Annotated in this window: 12 protein-coding genes; 3 read left to right on the top strand and 9 right to left on the bottom strand. The window is 51.4% G+C overall.

Annotated elements, in window-relative coordinates:
- Positions 1 to 25: 25 nt before the first annotated feature.
- Positions 26 to 703, bottom strand: coding sequence for a response regulator transcription factor (locus tag AC5JO6_RS23920; RefSeq protein ID WP_496083547.1), 678 nt, complete (start codon positions 701 to 703; stop codon positions 26 to 28).
- 215 nt (positions 704 to 918) lie between these two features.
- Here AC5JO6_RS23920 and AC5JO6_RS23915 point away from each other — a divergent pair, with 215 nt between their 5' ends.
- Positions 919 to 1,110 carry a hypothetical protein gene (locus tag AC5JO6_RS23915; RefSeq protein ID WP_496083546.1) on the top strand — a complete coding sequence of 64 codons (192 nt, stop codon included), beginning with the start codon at positions 919 to 921 and terminating at the stop codon, positions 1,108 to 1,110.
- Positions 1,111 to 1,367: 257 nt separating this feature from the next.
- Here the strand turns inward: AC5JO6_RS23915 and ribBA are convergent, their stop codons facing one another.
- Positions 1,368 to 3,083 (bottom strand): bifunctional 3,4-dihydroxy-2-butanone-4-phosphate synthase/GTP cyclohydrolase II, encoded by a 1,716-nt coding sequence (gene ribBA / locus AC5JO6_RS23910; protein WP_496083545.1) that lies wholly within the window; start codon positions 3,081 to 3,083, stop codon positions 1,368 to 1,370.
- A 291-nt stretch (positions 3,084 to 3,374) separates the two neighbouring features.
- On the opposite strand from ribBA, the gene argC reads away from it, so the two are divergent.
- On the top strand, positions 3,375 to 4,436 hold the full coding sequence (gene argC / locus AC5JO6_RS23905; RefSeq protein WP_496083544.1) for an N-acetyl-gamma-glutamyl-phosphate reductase: 1,062 nt from the start codon (positions 3,375 to 3,377) through the stop codon (positions 4,434 to 4,436).
- A 63-nt stretch (positions 4,437 to 4,499) separates the two neighbouring features.
- Here argC and AC5JO6_RS23900 read toward each other — a convergent pair whose 3' ends face one another.
- Positions 4,500 to 4,907, bottom strand: a complete 408-nt coding sequence (locus AC5JO6_RS23900) for a response regulator (RefSeq protein ID WP_496083543.1) — start codon at positions 4,905 to 4,907, stop codon at positions 4,500 to 4,502.
- Positions 4,908 to 5,191: 284 nt separating this feature from the next.
- Complete coding sequence (gene aqpZ / locus AC5JO6_RS23895) at positions 5,192 to 5,959, bottom strand: aquaporin Z (protein WP_496083542.1); 768 nt, start codon at positions 5,957 to 5,959, stop codon at positions 5,192 to 5,194.
- A gap of 23 nt (positions 5,960 to 5,982) precedes the next feature.
- On the opposite strand from aqpZ, the gene AC5JO6_RS23890 reads away from it, so the two are divergent.
- Complete coding sequence (locus AC5JO6_RS23890; RefSeq protein ID WP_496083541.1) at positions 5,983 to 6,126, top strand: hypothetical protein; 144 nt, start codon at positions 5,983 to 5,985, stop codon at positions 6,124 to 6,126.
- Between the two features lie 124 nt (positions 6,127 to 6,250).
- On the opposite strand, the gene AC5JO6_RS23885 is transcribed toward AC5JO6_RS23890, so the two are convergent.
- The 5 genes from AC5JO6_RS23885 to AC5JO6_RS23865 all read right to left on the bottom strand — a co-directional run bounded on the left by AC5JO6_RS23885 (position 6,251) and on the right by AC5JO6_RS23865 (position 16,241).
- Positions 6,251 to 6,625, bottom strand: a complete 375-nt coding sequence (locus tag AC5JO6_RS23885) for a response regulator (RefSeq protein WP_496083540.1) — start codon at positions 6,623 to 6,625, stop codon at positions 6,251 to 6,253.
- A 51-nt stretch (positions 6,626 to 6,676) separates the two neighbouring features.
- On the bottom strand, positions 6,677 to 10,534 hold the full coding sequence (locus AC5JO6_RS23880) for a PAS domain S-box protein (protein ID WP_496083539.1): 3,858 nt from the start codon (positions 10,532 to 10,534) through the stop codon (positions 6,677 to 6,679).
- A complete protein-coding gene (locus tag AC5JO6_RS23875) occupies positions 10,531 to 12,417 on the bottom strand; it encodes a response regulator (RefSeq protein ID WP_496083538.1) in 1,887 nt (628 codons plus the stop codon). The genes AC5JO6_RS23880 and AC5JO6_RS23875 overlap by 4 nt, the downstream gene beginning before the upstream one ends.
- Before the next feature lie 392 nt (positions 12,418 to 12,809).
- Entirely contained in the window at positions 12,810 to 14,369 is a 1,560-nt protein-coding gene (locus AC5JO6_RS23870) for a 2Fe-2S iron-sulfur cluster-binding protein (RefSeq protein ID WP_496083537.1), read from the bottom strand.
- 168 nt (positions 14,370 to 14,537) lie between these two features.
- On the bottom strand, positions 14,538 to 16,241 hold the full coding sequence (locus AC5JO6_RS23865) for a hypothetical protein (protein ID WP_496083536.1): 1,704 nt from the start codon (positions 16,239 to 16,241) through the stop codon (positions 14,538 to 14,540).
- Between the last annotated feature and the right edge of the window lie 66 nt (positions 16,242 to 16,307).

The raw sequence follows: 16,307 nt of genomic DNA, 5'->3' as shown, positions 1-16,307 counted from the left end.
TTTACTGCTTCTGCACGTCTTATTTCTACTGCTCTCGCAAGGCGTATCCCACGCCTCTTACAGTGTGGATCAACCGCTTTTCACCCTTCTCTTCTAATTTCAGGCGCAGATAGCGGACATACACTTCGATGATGTTGGAGTCGCCCATAAAGTCGTAACCCCAAACCTTTTCGAGAATCTGGTCGCGCGTATAAACCTGACGGGGATGGTTTAACAGGTATTCTAGTAAATCAAACTCTTTTGCCGTGAGATCGATCGATCGTTCACCCCGACGCACTTCACGAGTACGACGATTGAGGCTGAGATCTTCAAATTGCGCTACGTCTTCGTCTGCTTCCTGGGTGCGACGCAAATGAGCACGAATTCTTGCCAGCAGTTCCTCAATGCTGAAGGGTTTGACGACATAATCATCCGCACCTGCATCTAGCCCTGTGACGCGATCGCCGACTTCATCCCGCGCGGTCAACAAAATAACAGGCACTTTGCTGCCCGTTGCGCGCAAACGTCGGCATAGCTCCACACCCGTCAATCCAGGCAGCATCCAATCCAGAATGGCTAAATCTGGTTCAGACTCACGCGCCAGAGATAGCCCCGACATGCCATCATGCGCAACACTGACGCGATAGCCTTCGCTGCTCAATTCCAATTCCACAAAGCGAGCTAACTTAACTTCATCTTCGACTAAAAGAATATGGGCTGCCATCCTATTGCTCCTGGAGTAGGTAAGGCAAACACTGACGCATTTCCTTTACCTGGCTGTAACGTGACAAAATTGTTCTATCGCTTCACTCTAAGCGCAATCAGCTAGAAAAAATGAGTTTTCCCTGAGTTGAACGATAACTTTTGCTGAAAACGTAAAAGCAAGGATCAACCAATGTTCTGACGGTTGGCAATCCTCTTTAAGCAGTAAGAAATAGCTTGGTTTCAGGAGTCACAAGTCAAGAGCCAGAAGGTAATACCATTTCACTAAACTGTGGCTACACAAACAAGCTTCGGCTGGCGGTCAGCGGTCAGCGGTCAGCGGTCAGCGGTCAGCAGTCAGCGGTCAGCGGTCAGCGGTCAGCGGTCAGCGGTCAGCAGCAAGAACGAATCTGTAGGGCGATTTTGTAGGATTGGTATAACTAAAAATCGATCGCTAAATGATTGAATCTTGGTTGCAAATGATTGAGGGACACTCCAAGCTAACGAAACATCGCAAGGGCTTACGCAAACCTCGGAGGTTTCAACCAAGAATCAAGCATCGTGACTAACCTAGTGGCTTAAACCTCCGAGGTCTTAGTCAAAATGCATCATTTCTGCGGGTATTTAAAGGCGATCGAGCTTTTCGGCGGCATCTTCTCGTTAAAAAACTCGGTTTCTGCGTCAGCTTAATGACTCTCGCTAGTTTGCCCAATGTCCAGATCGGCTGTGAAGCTATAAATGGTTTGTGTTTGCAGTCTATCGCTAAGGCTGGAGGGCTTCTGGTTAAATGAGAACATCTGACGATCGAGCTGCACCTGTAAACCGATCAATGGATCGGTGCCAGGAGACACGATAAATTCGAGCTTTTGCAGGTTAGGCAAGGCAGCAAGGCTATCCAGAATTTTGGCGATCGCCTGCACATACGGGTGTTCTGGCGATTGATACCAATCCGGCTTGCCCAAGAGCGGTTGGTCAAAGCCCAGATGGACAATAAGCGCTGAGTTGCCAAACAGCGCCTTAGCGACAGGGCGCACTTCTTCTTGCAGCAGCAGGTCGTGTGCTTTTGCTACATAACGTAGCTTTTGCAGGCGATCGTAGCGCTCTGTAACCGTGTCGGCGGTGGCTTGCCAGCGAATCGCCACTGTGACCAAATAGGTCTGTAGAAACAGGTGACCCAACTTTTCGGCTTTAGTCGCTAGATAACTGGAATTGTAAGTAGTGGCTTCGATGAGCAACGGCACTCGTTCAACCACTTCTAGCTCGTAGCCTTTGAGTCCAGCAATTTTGCGGGGATTATTGGTGATCAGCCGCATTTGACGGATGCCTAAATCATTAAGAATTTGAGCGCCCATGCCATAGTTTCGCAGATCAGCCGGAAAGCCCAGATGTTCGTTCGCTTCCACCGTATCCAAGCCCATATCTTGCAGTGAATAGGCTTTGAGCTTGTTGACTAAACCAATGCCACGACCTTCTTGCCGCAGGTAAACGACCACGCCCTGACCTGCATTTTCAATCATTTTAAGGGCGGCTTGAAGCTGCATTCGGCAGTCACAGCGGAGAGAGCCGATCGCGTCACCCGTCAGGCATTCAGAGTGCATACGTACCATCACTGGCGCGTCGTGAAAGGTTGACGGATCACCTTTGACGATCGCCACATGCTCCGTGTTATCAACCGTGTGGCGGTACGCATAGATTTGGAAATGCCCAAATTCAGTCGGCAAGTCGGCGATCGCTTCCCGCTGAATGAGTCGCTCATGCTCCAACCGATAGCTGATCAAATCCGCAATGCTGATAATTTTGAGCTGATGAATCTTGGCATACTCAATCAGTTCAGGCAGACGCGCCATTGAGCCATCAGCATTTTGGATCTCACAGATAACACCGGATGGATGCAGCCCTGCTAACCGTGACAGATCGACTGCGGCTTCTGTGTGCCCTGCCCGTTTGAGCACACCGCCTTCTCTGGCACGCAGCGGAAACACATGACCGGGACGACGCAAATCTTTTGGGCGTGTGGCTGAGTTGATGGCAATTTGAATGGTGCGAGCGCGGTCTTCGGCAGAAATGCCCGTTGTCACACCTGCGCTGGGGGAGGCATCAATGCTGACGGTGAAAGCAGTCTGATTACTATCTGTGTTGTTGGTCACCATCAGCGGGAGATCGAGTTCATCCAGTCGATCGCCCGTCATTGCCAGACAAATCAACCCCCGCGCCTCTACTGCCATAAAGTTGATCATGTCGGGTGTGGCAAATTGGGCGGCGGCAATCAGATCGCCTTCGTTCTCGCGGTTTTCATCATCGACGACAACGATCGCCCGACCGCATTTGAGATCAGCCAGCGCTGTCTCGATGGTATCAAAGGTGAAGAGGGTGGGTTGAGATGAATCGACAGAAACGTTCAAGGCAGGAGTACCGTAAAGTTTTTTGAAGCGAACGTACTCTTTAAATTGTAGTCTGTTTGCCCTGGTGACAGAGTGGTTGGGGCTGAAACGCACACAGGGCTGATCCCAGCCCCTCCTGACCCGTAACTGAGGAATAGAAGGATCAGATGATCAGGTCATGCGATCGTTGCTTGCACTAAAAAGTCAACAATCCCTGCTACAAGGCGACCCGATTTCCCCCACAAACGCTAACTCTGGTACTACAATGCAGCAAACATTGAGTCGTTCGAGCGGTAAAGAAGGTAAAGCATCATGGGTGATACAGGACGCATATCGGTTGGCATTGTCGGTGCGTCGGGTTACGGTGGCGTACAGCTAGTGCGCCTTTTGATGGATCATCCGCGCCTGGAGCTTGCCTACCTTGGCGGCGAAAGTAGTGCTGGACAGGCATTTGCCGAACTCTATCCTCATCTGGGGCACCGCGTCAAGCAGATGATCGAGCCGCTCGATCTGGATCAGATTGCCGATCGCTGTCAGGTCGTCTTTCTCTCGCTGCCCAACGGCTTGGCGTACAAGATGGCTCCTACGCTACTGGAAAAAGGCTGCAAAGTGCTGGATCTGTCGGCAGACTATCGGTTCTCAGATCTGGCGACCTACACTGCCTGGTATGGGGGTGATCGATCGGATCAGGCGATTGCTGAAACGGCGGTTTATGGCTTGCCGGAACTGTACCGCGATCGCATTGCTGAAGCACAGCTCGTTGGCTGCCCCGGATGCTATCCCACCGCGAGTTTGCTTGGCTTGTCGCCATTGCTCAAACAGGGGTTAGTGGTACCCGAAACCGCCATTATCGACGCAAAATCTGGCACCTCTGGCGGCGGTAGACAGGCAAAAGTCGGGATGTTGCTGGCAGAGGCAGACAACACGTTTGCAGCGTACAACGTCGCGGGGCATCATCGTCACACCCCTGAAATTGAGCAAATTTGCAGTGACTTGGCAGGGCATGAGGTGTTGATTCAGTTTACGCCGCATCTCGTGCCGATGGTACGGGGCATTTTAGCCACAATCTACGCCACCCTACGCGATCCTGGGCTGGTGCGCGAAGATCTACTGACCATTTACAATGCCTTTTACCGTAATGCTCCGTGGGTGAGAGTGCTGCCCAGCGGTATCTATCCCCAAACGAAATGGGCAGCAGGCACAAATCTTTGCTACATCGGGTTAGAAGTTGATCCCCGCACCGATCGCGTGATTGTCATGTCCGCAATCGATAACCTGATGAAAGGACAGGCGGGACAGGCGATTCAATGTCTCAATATCATGATGGGCTGGGATGAAACGTTGGGTTTACCGCAACTGGCGTTCTATCCTTAGTGATGAGCGGTCAGCGGTTAGTAATCAGCGGTCAGCGGTCAGCTTTCTTCTGACTATTGGCTGCTATACGTCCTCAAGCGTGATGTGCCATCCGAGCGCCTGGGCGATCGTCTCTGGCAGGGTTACAGGATTGAAGGGTTTGGCGATCGCGTCAACAACACCGAGTCGCCGCAGTTTTTGGGGCGTAAAGTAACGCGCCTGTACACTCAAGAGAATGACAGGGATCGATCGGGTGGCTGGGTTTTCATGAAGCGTGTGGATGAAAGTCGTACCATTCATTCCTGGCATTAGGATGTCTAGCAGAATGGCATCTGGACGCTCGACCGCTAAACGCTTTAACCCTTCTTGAGCAGAAGAGACGGTAATCACAGTCCATCCTGCTAAATCGCTCAAGCAGGCTTGTACAAGCTCTTGAATACTAGCTTCATCATCGATCAGTAAGATTGATTTACGGGGTTTAATGCCACTCATTCGTTCCACACGAAAAGCGCGTATCAAGGCTCAACCGTTGCTTGAAGAAATCCGTTTTTAATGTGGGGCAATGGTATCATTGCCCCCTTTTCAGTGGCTTTTCAGGTTTCTCTAGCGGTCTTATTTGATTTGTGAAAGTTGTGCTGGGTGAGCTTTCAGCTCTTAGCTTTCAGCATTCAGCGGTCAGCCGTCAGCCTGGGCGTGAGCGCTGAATGCTGAAACCACTGCATACTTTTGAATGCTTTAGGACTGCTATAGGCAAAGCGCCATAAACGACTTACCGCTTAGACAGGCTCTCTGACGCGTCGGGATGTTTCCACAGTGTTCTCGTCAAAAACATTGGCGTAGAACCAGCCTGCAAGGAGTGCACCAATGATGGGAGCCAGCCAGAACAGCCAGACTTGTCCAAAGAGTTCTGCTCCTGCAAACAGTGCGACACCCGTACTGCGCGCAGGGTTAACAGACGTATTCGTCACAGGAATGCTGATGAGATGCACGAGCGTCAGACCCAGCCCGATCGCCACTGGCGCAAAGCCCACAGGTGCACGGTTATCGGTCGCACCTAGAATAATCAGCAAAAACATGAAAGTGAGTAACACTTCTGCCAGAAAACACGCTGCCAGACTGTAGCCGCCCGGAGAATGAGCGCCAAAGCCATTCGTTGCCAGTGGATTGGTGCCCGTCAGTGCAAACCCTGCTCGACCGCTGGCAATGGTATAAATGGCTCCACCTGCAAGGATGCCGCCCAACACTTGAGCGATGATGTAAGGCAGCAATTCAGAGGCAGGAAAGCGCTTCCCTGCCCACAGACCAAAAGAGACGGCAGGATTGAAGTGCCCACCAGAAATGTGACCAACCGCATACGCCATCGTTAAGACGGTTAGACCAAAGGCAAGCGAAACGCCCAAGAAGCCTAAACCAAAGAAGTTAGGAGAATTCGGAAACTTTGCATCGTATGGGAAAGCAGCGGCGAGAACGGCACTGCCACAGCCTCCAAAGACCAACCAAAAAGTGCCGATAAATTCGGCAATGCAACGTTTGATGAGCGGCATCTAAGATCTCCTCGAAATTTACAGTGGCGGAAAGTAAGCACTCAACGGAGCGATCGCTGAGTAGCATACCAGGAATCAGCGCAGTGCCTTTCTCTACTAGCGTTGCGATCGAGCCAATTGTGCCAGTAGGTAGCCGTGTAGCGACCGCTCAGCAAATCAACGATTGACCGTACCCTTTAGCTCGTCACGCTTTATGCAATACGCGGAACTGTGCTGATCGAAAGGCTTGAGTGCTTGATAGATAGAGACTAAAACAAAAAAATAAGGAACTGATAGGTGCCTTGATCCTGATCAATCCCAGCCCAACAGGGTTGCTAGTTGAACGCAGAGACGCATGGGGTCGAACGGTTTTGTAATCACGCCAGCAATCTCCATTTGGGCGAAACGAGTACGATCGCTTGGCAGCACTTTAGCAGTCAATAAGACGATCGGAATATGTTGCAGCATGACATTGCTTTTCAGCGTTTCATAGACCGCAAACCCATCCATCACAGGCATGGAAACATCCAGCAGAATCGCATCCACGTTGTTTGCTTCAGCTTTATTCAGTCCTTCAGACCCAGACTCAGCGGTGATTACCGCCCAAACACCCAGATCTTCCAGGCACGTAACGGCAAGCTCCCGCAACGCTTCTTCATCATCAACAACCAGAATACGTTTGTTCATAGTGCCTGTTATCAAAGCAGTCAAAGTCACAGAGACAGCCAAACCTGGAAGCTAATCATCTGGTATGGGTACGGTGAAAAAGAAGGTGCTGCCTTGACCCAATGCGCTTTCAACCCAAATGCTGCCGTTGTGCTGTTGCACAATACTTTGGCAAATTGCCAGACCTAACCCTGTGCCTCCGCGCTGGCGGGCATCAGAAACATCAACCTGCTGGAAGCGCCCAAAAATAGTCTTCAGCTTGTCTAGGGGAATGCCTCTGCCCTGATCAGTCACTTGAAAGAGCACAGAACTAGCCTGAGCTTGCACGGATAGCGTTACGGTCGCATGGGCTGGAGAGAATTTGATGGCATTGCTCAACAAGTTGGTGAGGGTTTGAATCAGGGCATCAGGGGCAGCCCAAACCTGAGCCGATGATGGTACAACCAGCAGCGAGACCTGTGCTTCATCCGCGATCGACTGCACACCTTCGACAGCCCGTTGCACGAGATCATCTGCCTGACACGTTTCCATCACAAGTTCGACTTTGCCCGAAGATAGCCGCTCCAAATCCAGAATATCGTTCACAAGCCGTACCAGGCGATCGCTGCTCGACAGCGCCAGTTCCACCATGCGCTTCGCTTTTTCGGGCTTATCAGCGTAGATGCCCGTGTGCAGCAACCCCAGAAAGCCTTTGATAGCGGTTAGCGGTGTCCGTAGCTCGTGACTAACAATGGCAATGAATTCATTCTTCATCTGGTCAACTGCCTGCTGCTCTGTGACATCCTGAATTTGCGCCACGTAATACAGCGGCTGGTTTTGAGCATCGCGCACAAGCGATAGGCTCAGTCGTCCCCAAGCCGTCCGTCCACCCTTACACTGATAGCGGAGGGCGGTTTGGGTGGCATTGCGCTGCTGCGACAGCGCTTGCTCCACACCCTGTTGCAGCAGCTTTATGTCTTCGGGATGCACGAGAGCAGACGCTGGCAGAGCGAGTAACTCCACCTCGACATAGCCCAGCATGCCACAGAGCATGGGGTTTACTTTGAGCCAGCGATCGTCCATGCTAATGAGCGCCATGCCGATCGGAGCATCATGGAAGGCACTGCGAAAGCGCGCTTCACTGTCACGCAACGCTGTTTCTGCCCGTTTCAGTTCAGTGAGGTTGCGTACTGTCACCACGGCACCAGAAATCGTTTGATTGGCTTCAATGTATGGATCGTAGGTAACGCTCATAAATTGCGAACCCATCGTCGGATACTCAAACCAGGCTTCGTACTGCACGGTCTGTCCGGCAAAGCAATGATCGAGACGCTCTTTAATGACCGCTTCAAAGCTAGGCTGACCAACGAGATCGGCGACGGAGTGCCCGATGATTTCATCGCGCTGTTTATCAAAGCGGGTGAGATAGGACGGATTAATCACTTGATACGTGTAATCTTTGTCAATCAGTGAAATACCATCTGTGGTGGCAGCAACAATGCGCTCGTATTGTCGCAGAGCATCTTCTGCTCGTTTACGAGTGGTGATATCTCTGACAATCACTAAGATGCGATCGCCGCCAACGCTGACTACTCGGACTTCTTCATGTTTGGTTTCTCCCTGCACTTGCACCTGATGTTCATAAACAGTCACATCACCCGTGGTTAGCGCTTGTTGAATGGCATTCATCCTTGCCTGTGCCAATGCAAAGGGCAGAAGTTCATAGAGATTTTTGCCAACCGCTTCTGACTTCTCATAGAGATTGGTGATACTAGGTCCGTCAATCAAATCAATGCAGGTACCATCGGCTTTCATCCAAACAATCAAATCAGGAATGGCTTTTAAGATTTGATTTTTGGTGGCTTCGCTCTCACGGAGGGCGAGTTCTGCTTGTTTGTGCTTTGTAATGTCTAAATTGGTGCCAATCAGTTGAGTAATCTGCCCGTTTGGGTTGACGATCGCTTCTCCTTTTGCTTCAACATAGCGGATTGATCCATCTGGCTGTATGGCGCGAAAATCTACGCTGTAGGAGCTTCCAGTCGTCATAGCCTGCGTCACGCATTGCTGCAACACGTCACGATCGTCAGGATGCAGCAGTGCCATAAATTGAGAGAGCGTTGGCTCTGGCTGCGTGATATCCCAACCAAAGATGTGGAAGCTTTCTTCTGACCAGGTTACTTGTCCTGTGATTAGATCAAGGTTCCAACTGCCAACATGGGCAACCTGCTGGGCACGGCGGAGTGCGGCTTCACTCTGACGCAATGCGGCTTCAACTTGTTTACGATCGGTAATCTCTTTAGCCATGGCAATGATGCAACGCTGTCCCTGAATCTCAATGCTTTCGGCTGAAAACAGCACGGTCAGCAACTCACCCGCATGACTCCGAAACGTACATTCCAGGTTGTGAACGCCTTCACCCGCTAAAATTTGCTCTACCGATCGTTCTTGTTCATCTGAATTGAGCCATAGACCCACCTCTGCCACAGTACGACCGAGAACCGCCTCTCTTGCGTAACCAAATAGGCTGGTGAATGCATCATTGATTTCAAGGTACCGCCCCTCTGGAGTGGCGATCGCAATTGGATCGGGGCTAACACGAAATACTTTGGTGAAGCGTTCTTCTGAGGCTTGTAGGGCAGCTCTAACGTGATCAAAGGAGCGTTGTAATTGTTCGGCAGTCTGGTCGAAGGAGCGCGTTAACTCTTGTAGCTCGGCGATCGCGCTGTCTTCCTTGAGCGTTTCATTCCATTCACCTTGCGCCAACGCACGACTGGCACGACTGAGCCGTTGGATGGGTTGGACAATCCACTGGGCGGTGAGCAGACCCAGGGCGATCGCACCGAACAATGCACCCGCACTCAGCAGGATGGCTGTCTGCGTATTGGCATCACTGAATCCAGTAAAGTCCGACTCTGGCACCGTCACTACGACCAGCCAATCCAGACCGAAGCGATCGCGAAATGGCGTGACCTGGAGAAACTGCCGTTTGTTTGCCGCCTTGAAGTGAAGTTGCCTGGTCGTATCAATCTTGGTAAACGCACCAAATTGAGAGACTAAATGCTGCGCTGTGAGACGAATCAGTGGTTCTTTACTCTCAATGGCAGGAAGACGGTGAGGTTGCGTGCGATCGACACGGGTAAAAAAGGGTGTTTCCGGCGTTGAAGAGGCGATCAGGAGTCCCGATCGTTCGATGATAAACACCGTTCCATGAGCACCGATTTTAAGGTTCTTCAGGTATTGATTGAGCGCCACAAGCGTCAGATCGCTGGCTAAAACCCCTTCAAGCTGATGTGCCTGATTGTAGAGAGGGTAGCTGGCGGCAATACCTAGCCCCAAAGAAGCAGGAAGATAGACATAAACAGGTGTCCAGGTCGGCTGACCCACCACCACCGCGCGTTGAAAAAAGGGGCGATCGCGGGCATCATACTGTTGCCGCTCGACCAGCAAGTGAGTTCGCCTACCAGTTTGATCCACGCTATGCACACGCAGCTTACCGCTGACAAACCGATCGGTGGCTGCGACAGTGAGACCACGCTGATCATTGCCAACCGACAGATAGCCACCCTGAGGATTGCTGAAATGGATGCGGCTGAGTGCGTCAAACTCCTGAATCTGCTGCAAAAAATGGCGCTCCAGGCGTTTGGGGTCGGTGCGATCGATCTCACCTAAGCGGATGGCGCTGGCATTCAAGCGGTTGACCTGCTGCGGTGTTTCCAGATAATGGCTGAGGTACAGGTTAACGCGATCGCTCACCTCACCCATTAACTGCTGGGCAAGCTGTTGAACAGACTGCTGCTGATTGCGAAGAGAGAGATACTGCACCAGCCCGACAGTTCCCACTGTGAGGAGAACAAACGGCACAACAAGCACAAGCCGCAGGGGAATCGCTGTCTGCTGGTAGCGCTTTTTGTCGCGTACCGTGTGTTTAGACGAGAGCCAGGTTAAAGTCATGTACCTAGCCTCCGCTTCATTGTCTCCAGTTCGTGTTGCAAGCGCGATCGCTCGATACGACTGATCACCCGCGTCACTAGCTCTGGACCCACTACTGGCTTCCCGATGAAATCATCAGCACCCGCCGCAAAAACTTGTTGAATGGATGCCATATCGGTGTGGGCAGTCACTACTAGAATGGGTAAATTTCCCCAGCGTAAATCCTGACGCACTACCCGACAAAGGTCGATCCCACTGAATGTGGGCATTTCGAGATCCATCACCAACAAATCAGGCTTGGTAGCGGTCAGTACATCCCAAAATTGACCTGGATCTTGCAGGCTAGTCACGTGCAGTCCCCAAGGTTGCAGGTGACTTCGCAAGCTCTCAAGGACGATCGAATCATCATCCACCAACATGATGTTCGCGTCTGCTGTGGGAGCGCTAGACAACATTTGGGCTAACGCCTCAAAAATTTGAGGTACACCGATCGAGGTCGGCAAAAAGCGCCGCACACCGAACCGAGAAACGATGACGCGATCGATCAAGCGATCGTGTTCAGTCATGACTAAAACGGGCACGATCGGCATCTGCGCCTTGATGGTTTGCAAAAGCGTCAGTGTTTGGTCTACGGTCTCTGTACTAAGACTCAGCAGGATGGCATCTGGAGCAACGTCGTTGAGTCGCTGTTGTGCCGTTTGTAGTGCCACAACCTCTACTTGAAACCCCCAGGCAACACCAGCCTGCCATGCTTGAGACACGATCGCCGCATCATCAATGACCAATACAAGGCGAGTAGCGTTGGGTTCAACAAGTTCAGACTCAACGGGTTCAACCAGAAGAGGCGTTGGCGGTCGTGTGAGTGTTTGTTTAAGAGCCGCGATCAGGGCTGAAAGTGAGGGGATTACGGACGGCTCTAGCGTGTTTGGCTGAAGCAACTGTTCGATCGCTCCTGCCAACTCGGAGCCTTTGCCATAGCCAAACGAGCCTAGCGTGCCTGCCAATTTATGCGCTTCGTGTGCCGCCTCCTGGCATAAAGCAGGACTAACGTTTTGCTGTCGCAGCGACGCTTCGAGTTGCTCTAGCACACTCACCCGTGCAGCAAAGGTTTGCTGATAGCGCTCCAGCACCTTGTTAACTGAGGCTATTTTTTTGGGAGTCAACAGTGCTACAGCGGACGCTGGGAGAGCCGTTGAGTCGCTGGCATCCTGCTCACAATCCTGTTTTGGTGGTGGTTTCAGCCGATAGCCTAGACCGTAGACTGTTTCCAGTAAGTCTGCCGTCATCCCAGCCGCTTTGAGCTTTTGCCGCAAATCTTTGATGAGATTGGTAACCGTACCTTCACTGGGTGAGGCATCGATCGACCAGAGGCGATCGAGAATATCACTGCGACTAAACGCCCGCTGTGGATTGCGTAAAAACAGCCCCAGCAAACCATATTCTTTGGGTGTCAGAGAGAGGGGTTTTTCGGCATAGGTGACCTCTACAGACGCGACATTCATCCGCAGCTTCTCCCACACCAACACAGGCGGTGCTAGGCTCGTTGTTCGCCGACGGAGCAATGCCCGCACTCGTGCCAGCAACTCCACTAAAGCGAATGGTTTGGTCACATAATCATCGGCACCCGCATCCAAGCCTTTGACAACATCAGCACTGGAGCCTTTTGCCGTTAACAAAAGAATTGGTTTTTGGAAGCCTTGAGTACGCAGTTTGCAGCAAAGATGAATTCCATCCAGTTTGGGAATCAGCAGATCTAATAGGATTAGCTCATAATCCCAGGTGACTGCCAGTTCCAGCCCAATTTGCCCATCTGTTGCGACATCGACGGTATAGTGTTGTGTCGTGAGTACATCTAAGAGTAGAGCAATGACTGACTCATCATCCTCTATTAAGAGAATTTTCACAACTGCTTTGGGAGCCTGACACGTCTGTTATCTCTATGGAGATTAACAGGCATTCCTCACTTGTGCAATTGGGAGACGTGTGGTCAAACGCGATACATGTGTCACTCAGTAACGAGACTCAGGCACTGCCAGTAGATCGCTTTTGGCGGTCAGGGTAAGGAGGCAGGGGGCAGGGGGGCAGGGGGCAGGAGGCAGGGGGGCAGGGGGCAGAAGCTAAGACACCTCACACCTCACACCTCACTTCCGCGAAGAGGCAGAAGGCAGAAGCCAATACTCCTCACACCTCACACCTCACACCTCACTTCCGCGAAGAGGCAGGAGGCAAGCTTGTATTCATAGCTGATCGCTGAGTGCTGATCGCTGAATGCTGATCGCTGCATGCTGAACCACTCCTACGCTTCGATCGCCAGAGATCCGTTTGGGTAGGCGACACACGCCAAAGCATAGCCTGCTTGTTTATCTGTGTCTGTCAACGCTGTGGGTGGTGTGTCGTAACGAACCTGTCCTTTATGGACACGAATTTTGCATGCACCACACGCACCAACGCGGCAAGCCGAGCGGATTGGAATGCCTTCTTGCTCTGCTAATTCTAGAATGGACGCACTATCATCTACGGGTATCTGCCGCTCGGCTTTCATAAAGTGAACGACAGGAGACGCTTGAGCGGATGTCGGAGGGGCAGCAAGCTGGGTAGAGGCAGACTTGGTTGCTATACCATCATGATGCCCATTGCCGTTATGAGCCATGATGGTCTCTGGTTGCGGATGCCAGGTCGCAGAAGGTGTCGCCTGGGAGGATGGCTTTGGCTTCTTGGTGCGACCAAAGCTTTCTGACTGGTAGTTCTGCATGGGAAATTTCATGGTTTCCAGCAGGAGTTTAGTGCTTTCCATAAAACCTTCTGGACCACAAACATACACCGATCGCTCGAGCAGATCTGGGGCAACCATCTGCAACAGTGAGCTGGAAATTCGCCCGGTTAAGCCCATCCAAGACTGTCCTAACGGCTGCTGAGTGAGGGTAACAGCCAGATGGAAGTTGGGTAATTGAGCAGCAATGGTTTCTAATTCGGTCCGAAAGATGAGGTCGTCTGGTGTGCGAGCGCAGTGAAGAAAGACGATATCACAGTCGGCAAGTGTATCTTGCACCCACCGAGACATAGACATCATCGGTGTGATGCCGCTGCCAGCCGAAATGAGCATCAGCTTGGAGGGCAAGTTGGGTAAGCAGGTGAAGTGTCCCAATGGTCCGCCAATCAACTGAACACGATCGCCGACTTTAAGGTGGTTGTGCATCCAGTTAGAAACCAGACCAGAGGGGATATCTGGCTGGTCGGGCGGTGAGGCTACACGCTTGATCGTCAGGCTGAGATGATAAGGACGGGTTGGTGACGATGAGATGGAATAAGAGCGAACGACAGGCTTGCCATCAATGTCGATCGCCAGATTCACAAATTGTCCAGGTTTGTAGGTAAACAGTACAGGCGGCTCTGCAATGAAGCTAAAGGTCTTGACATCAGGCGTTTCGTCTATAATGCGACAGCACCGACACAGCAGATCTTCGCCTGCCCACGGCTGCTCTGGCAGCGAAACGGATGTATACGTTTCTGCCTCATTAGCAGACGGAGGGATGGAAGGGGCAGTGATGCCTTCAACATAGAGAAAGGTTTCTCCCAATTGCAGAATATCGGCAAGGCTAAGTTGATACTTTTCATTTGCAGGAACGCTGGTGCCGTTGAGCGATGACCCAAAGCTACTGCCCATATCCATAAAGTAGTAGGCATCATCAACATAGGCAATTTTTCCATGTACGCGGCTCACCTCTGGATTGGGCAGCACCAAATCACAGGCGGTGCTACGTCCAAGCAACCATTCCATCTTGTCAGGCTGCGTCTGCTTTAGGTGATGAATTTGAAACTGCTGCTGCTCAAAATTAATTGACTTTAAGGTCAACATAGGCGTGTGAATTCCCTGGTACAAGGTGTATGGATTGATGCGATCGCAGGCTTGGAGTATGGTATTTCCAAGGCGTTTTCTAAGAACGGTTTTACCCACTGTAGGGGCGCAAGGCTTTGCACTCCTCAAGCAAACAGGCAAAATGTCGTCGTTTGTTTCTTAGAAGTTTCAGCGATCGATGGGGTTAGGGGTTGCTGGTCTAAGCGGTCTCGCGATCGTTTTTGCCAGTGTATCTTCATCGTGAAGGGGGGCAGAAACTGGACGTGCGCCGGACGCGCTGAAAATTTGTGGATGGGTAACGGCGATCGCCTCAAGAGCCGCAAAATGATCGGCATCTTTCAGTTTCAGGTCTTGCCGGAGTTTCTGGCAGAACGCAAAGCTGCTGGATGTATCCGTTGCTTGTTGTTGCAATAAGTCCAGCACGACCCCAGTGTAGGTGTGTAGCCGTAACTGTTGAGAGAACCCCTGCAATACTTTCACAAGTGTATAGATTTCGTCTGGAGTCAATTCATCAATCGATCGCCCTTCCAATAACTCCGGATCAAGCTCAAGCTTTTGCAACTGCTTTCGTAGGCTCACTGCCATATGCTCACGTTCATACTGAGCATGGGTGCGTTTGATGGTGCGATAGAGCCACAGTGCACCCACTAGAACAATCAGCGCGTTGAATGCTAGCAGGGGCCAGTAGGGCAGGCGGTTCAAGGAAGGACGTGCCCCATAGGAGAAAAACGTCCAGAACGAGGTGATGGAAAACAGCGTAAACGCAATGTGCTGAGCCTGTTCCGCTGAAATGGGACGACCGCGCATCGTCAGTCTACGGCAGAGTTTTTCAACAATGACACCGATCGTGAAGGTGATGATAACCAGTACAGCATAGGTGATGAGCACTGCCGCTGCTTTGGGAATCGGAATGGTGTATCCATAGATATAAAAACCTGAATCCATCACTTTGGCAATCTGATCTTCTTCGTGAGTCCAGGCACCTGAAAAGTAATAATCCCAATTACCTGCGTAGAGGTAATAGTAGAGGTAGAAGGCAATCACCATGCCCAGATAGCCATATTGCACTAACCGACGACCGGGTTTATTTAATTCTGCCCAGTACGTTTTTTCGGCATCAATGTCAATGCAGGGTGCTTTGCAACTGACACAGGCACTCTGTTCTTTGCCCGTTTTTGGATCAACCATGCGGCACATGGATTGAGTGACCGCTGCTTTTGGTTGTAGATAATTCTGACTGCCCAGGAGCGATCGCGGTCCTGTATACACTGTTTGCACGATCGCCATCGGGCAAAAGTATTGACACCAACTCTTTCCAGCATAGAGAATGCCAACCAACATGGAGCAAAGAATGCTGAAGATGAGGAAACTGCCCAGCGCAATGCGATCGGAATTGACATAGAGAATACGGAGCGTCAGTCCCACGACAAAGAGTCCAAACTGCACGTAGAGATGATTGCGTCCCAACCAGGATTTTTCGCCAATCACAACCACCTCCCAACGGGTCTCCCCAGTGACTGGATCGACTACTTTCCGCTTGCGCTGTAGCCCCAGAGCACGAGGAATCTGTGACATAAATGAGAGCGGACAAATGCGTCGCCAAAACTCATGCCCAAACACCAACAGAATGAAAATGCCAGCGGGCACAATCATTGCCCACCACATGATGGCACTCATCGAAAAGGGCTTTTCGGGTACACAAACATCTCGAATCTTGACACATCGTTCTGGGTCTAAATAGATTTCTGGACGGAGATGGAATGGACTCCACACGGCATCGGGAGCCGTAAACATCGGCGTGATGGGATCATAGAAAAATGAAGCAATTAAGAGCAGCCAGCCGAGGGTAATGAGCCAACGGACACGGTGCATGGTAGTTTCGGAAACGTTATGCAGCATAAGGCTTACCTTGTGTTGGAATAGTCAGTTTGGGATGGA

It is taken from the genome of Tildeniella sp. (assembly GCF_059505325.1).
This window is presented reverse-complemented; position numbering and strand designations above follow the sequence as displayed.

Bases quoted from the DNA above. Each gene is read 5' to 3' on its own strand.
- AC5JO6_RS23920 (WP_496083547.1), bottom strand. From the start codon at position 703: ATGGCAGCCCATATTCTTTTAGTCGAAGATGAAGTTAAGTTAGCTCGC.
- argC (WP_496083544.1), top strand. From the start codon at position 3,375: ATGGGTGATACAGGACGCATATCGGTTGGCATTGTCGGTGCGTCGGGT.
- AC5JO6_RS23900 (WP_496083543.1), bottom strand. From the start codon at position 4,907: ATGAGTGGCATTAAACCCCGTAAATCAATCTTACTGATCGATGATGAA.
- aqpZ (WP_496083542.1), bottom strand. From the start codon at position 5,959: ATGCCGCTCATCAAACGTTGCATTGCCGAATTTATCGGCACTTTTTGG.
- AC5JO6_RS23885 (WP_496083540.1), bottom strand. From the start codon at position 6,625: ATGAACAAACGTATTCTGGTTGTTGATGATGAAGAAGCGTTGCGGGAG.
- AC5JO6_RS23880 (WP_496083539.1), bottom strand. From the start codon at position 10,534: ATGACTTTAACCTGGCTCTCGTCTAAACACACGGTACGCGACAAAAAG.
- AC5JO6_RS23870 (WP_496083537.1), bottom strand. From the start codon at position 14,369: ATGTTGACCTTAAAGTCAATTAATTTTGAGCAGCAGCAGTTTCAAATT.
- AC5JO6_RS23865 (WP_496083536.1), bottom strand. From the start codon at position 16,241: ATGCACCGTGTCCGTTGGCTCATTACCCTCGGCTGGCTGCTCTTAATT.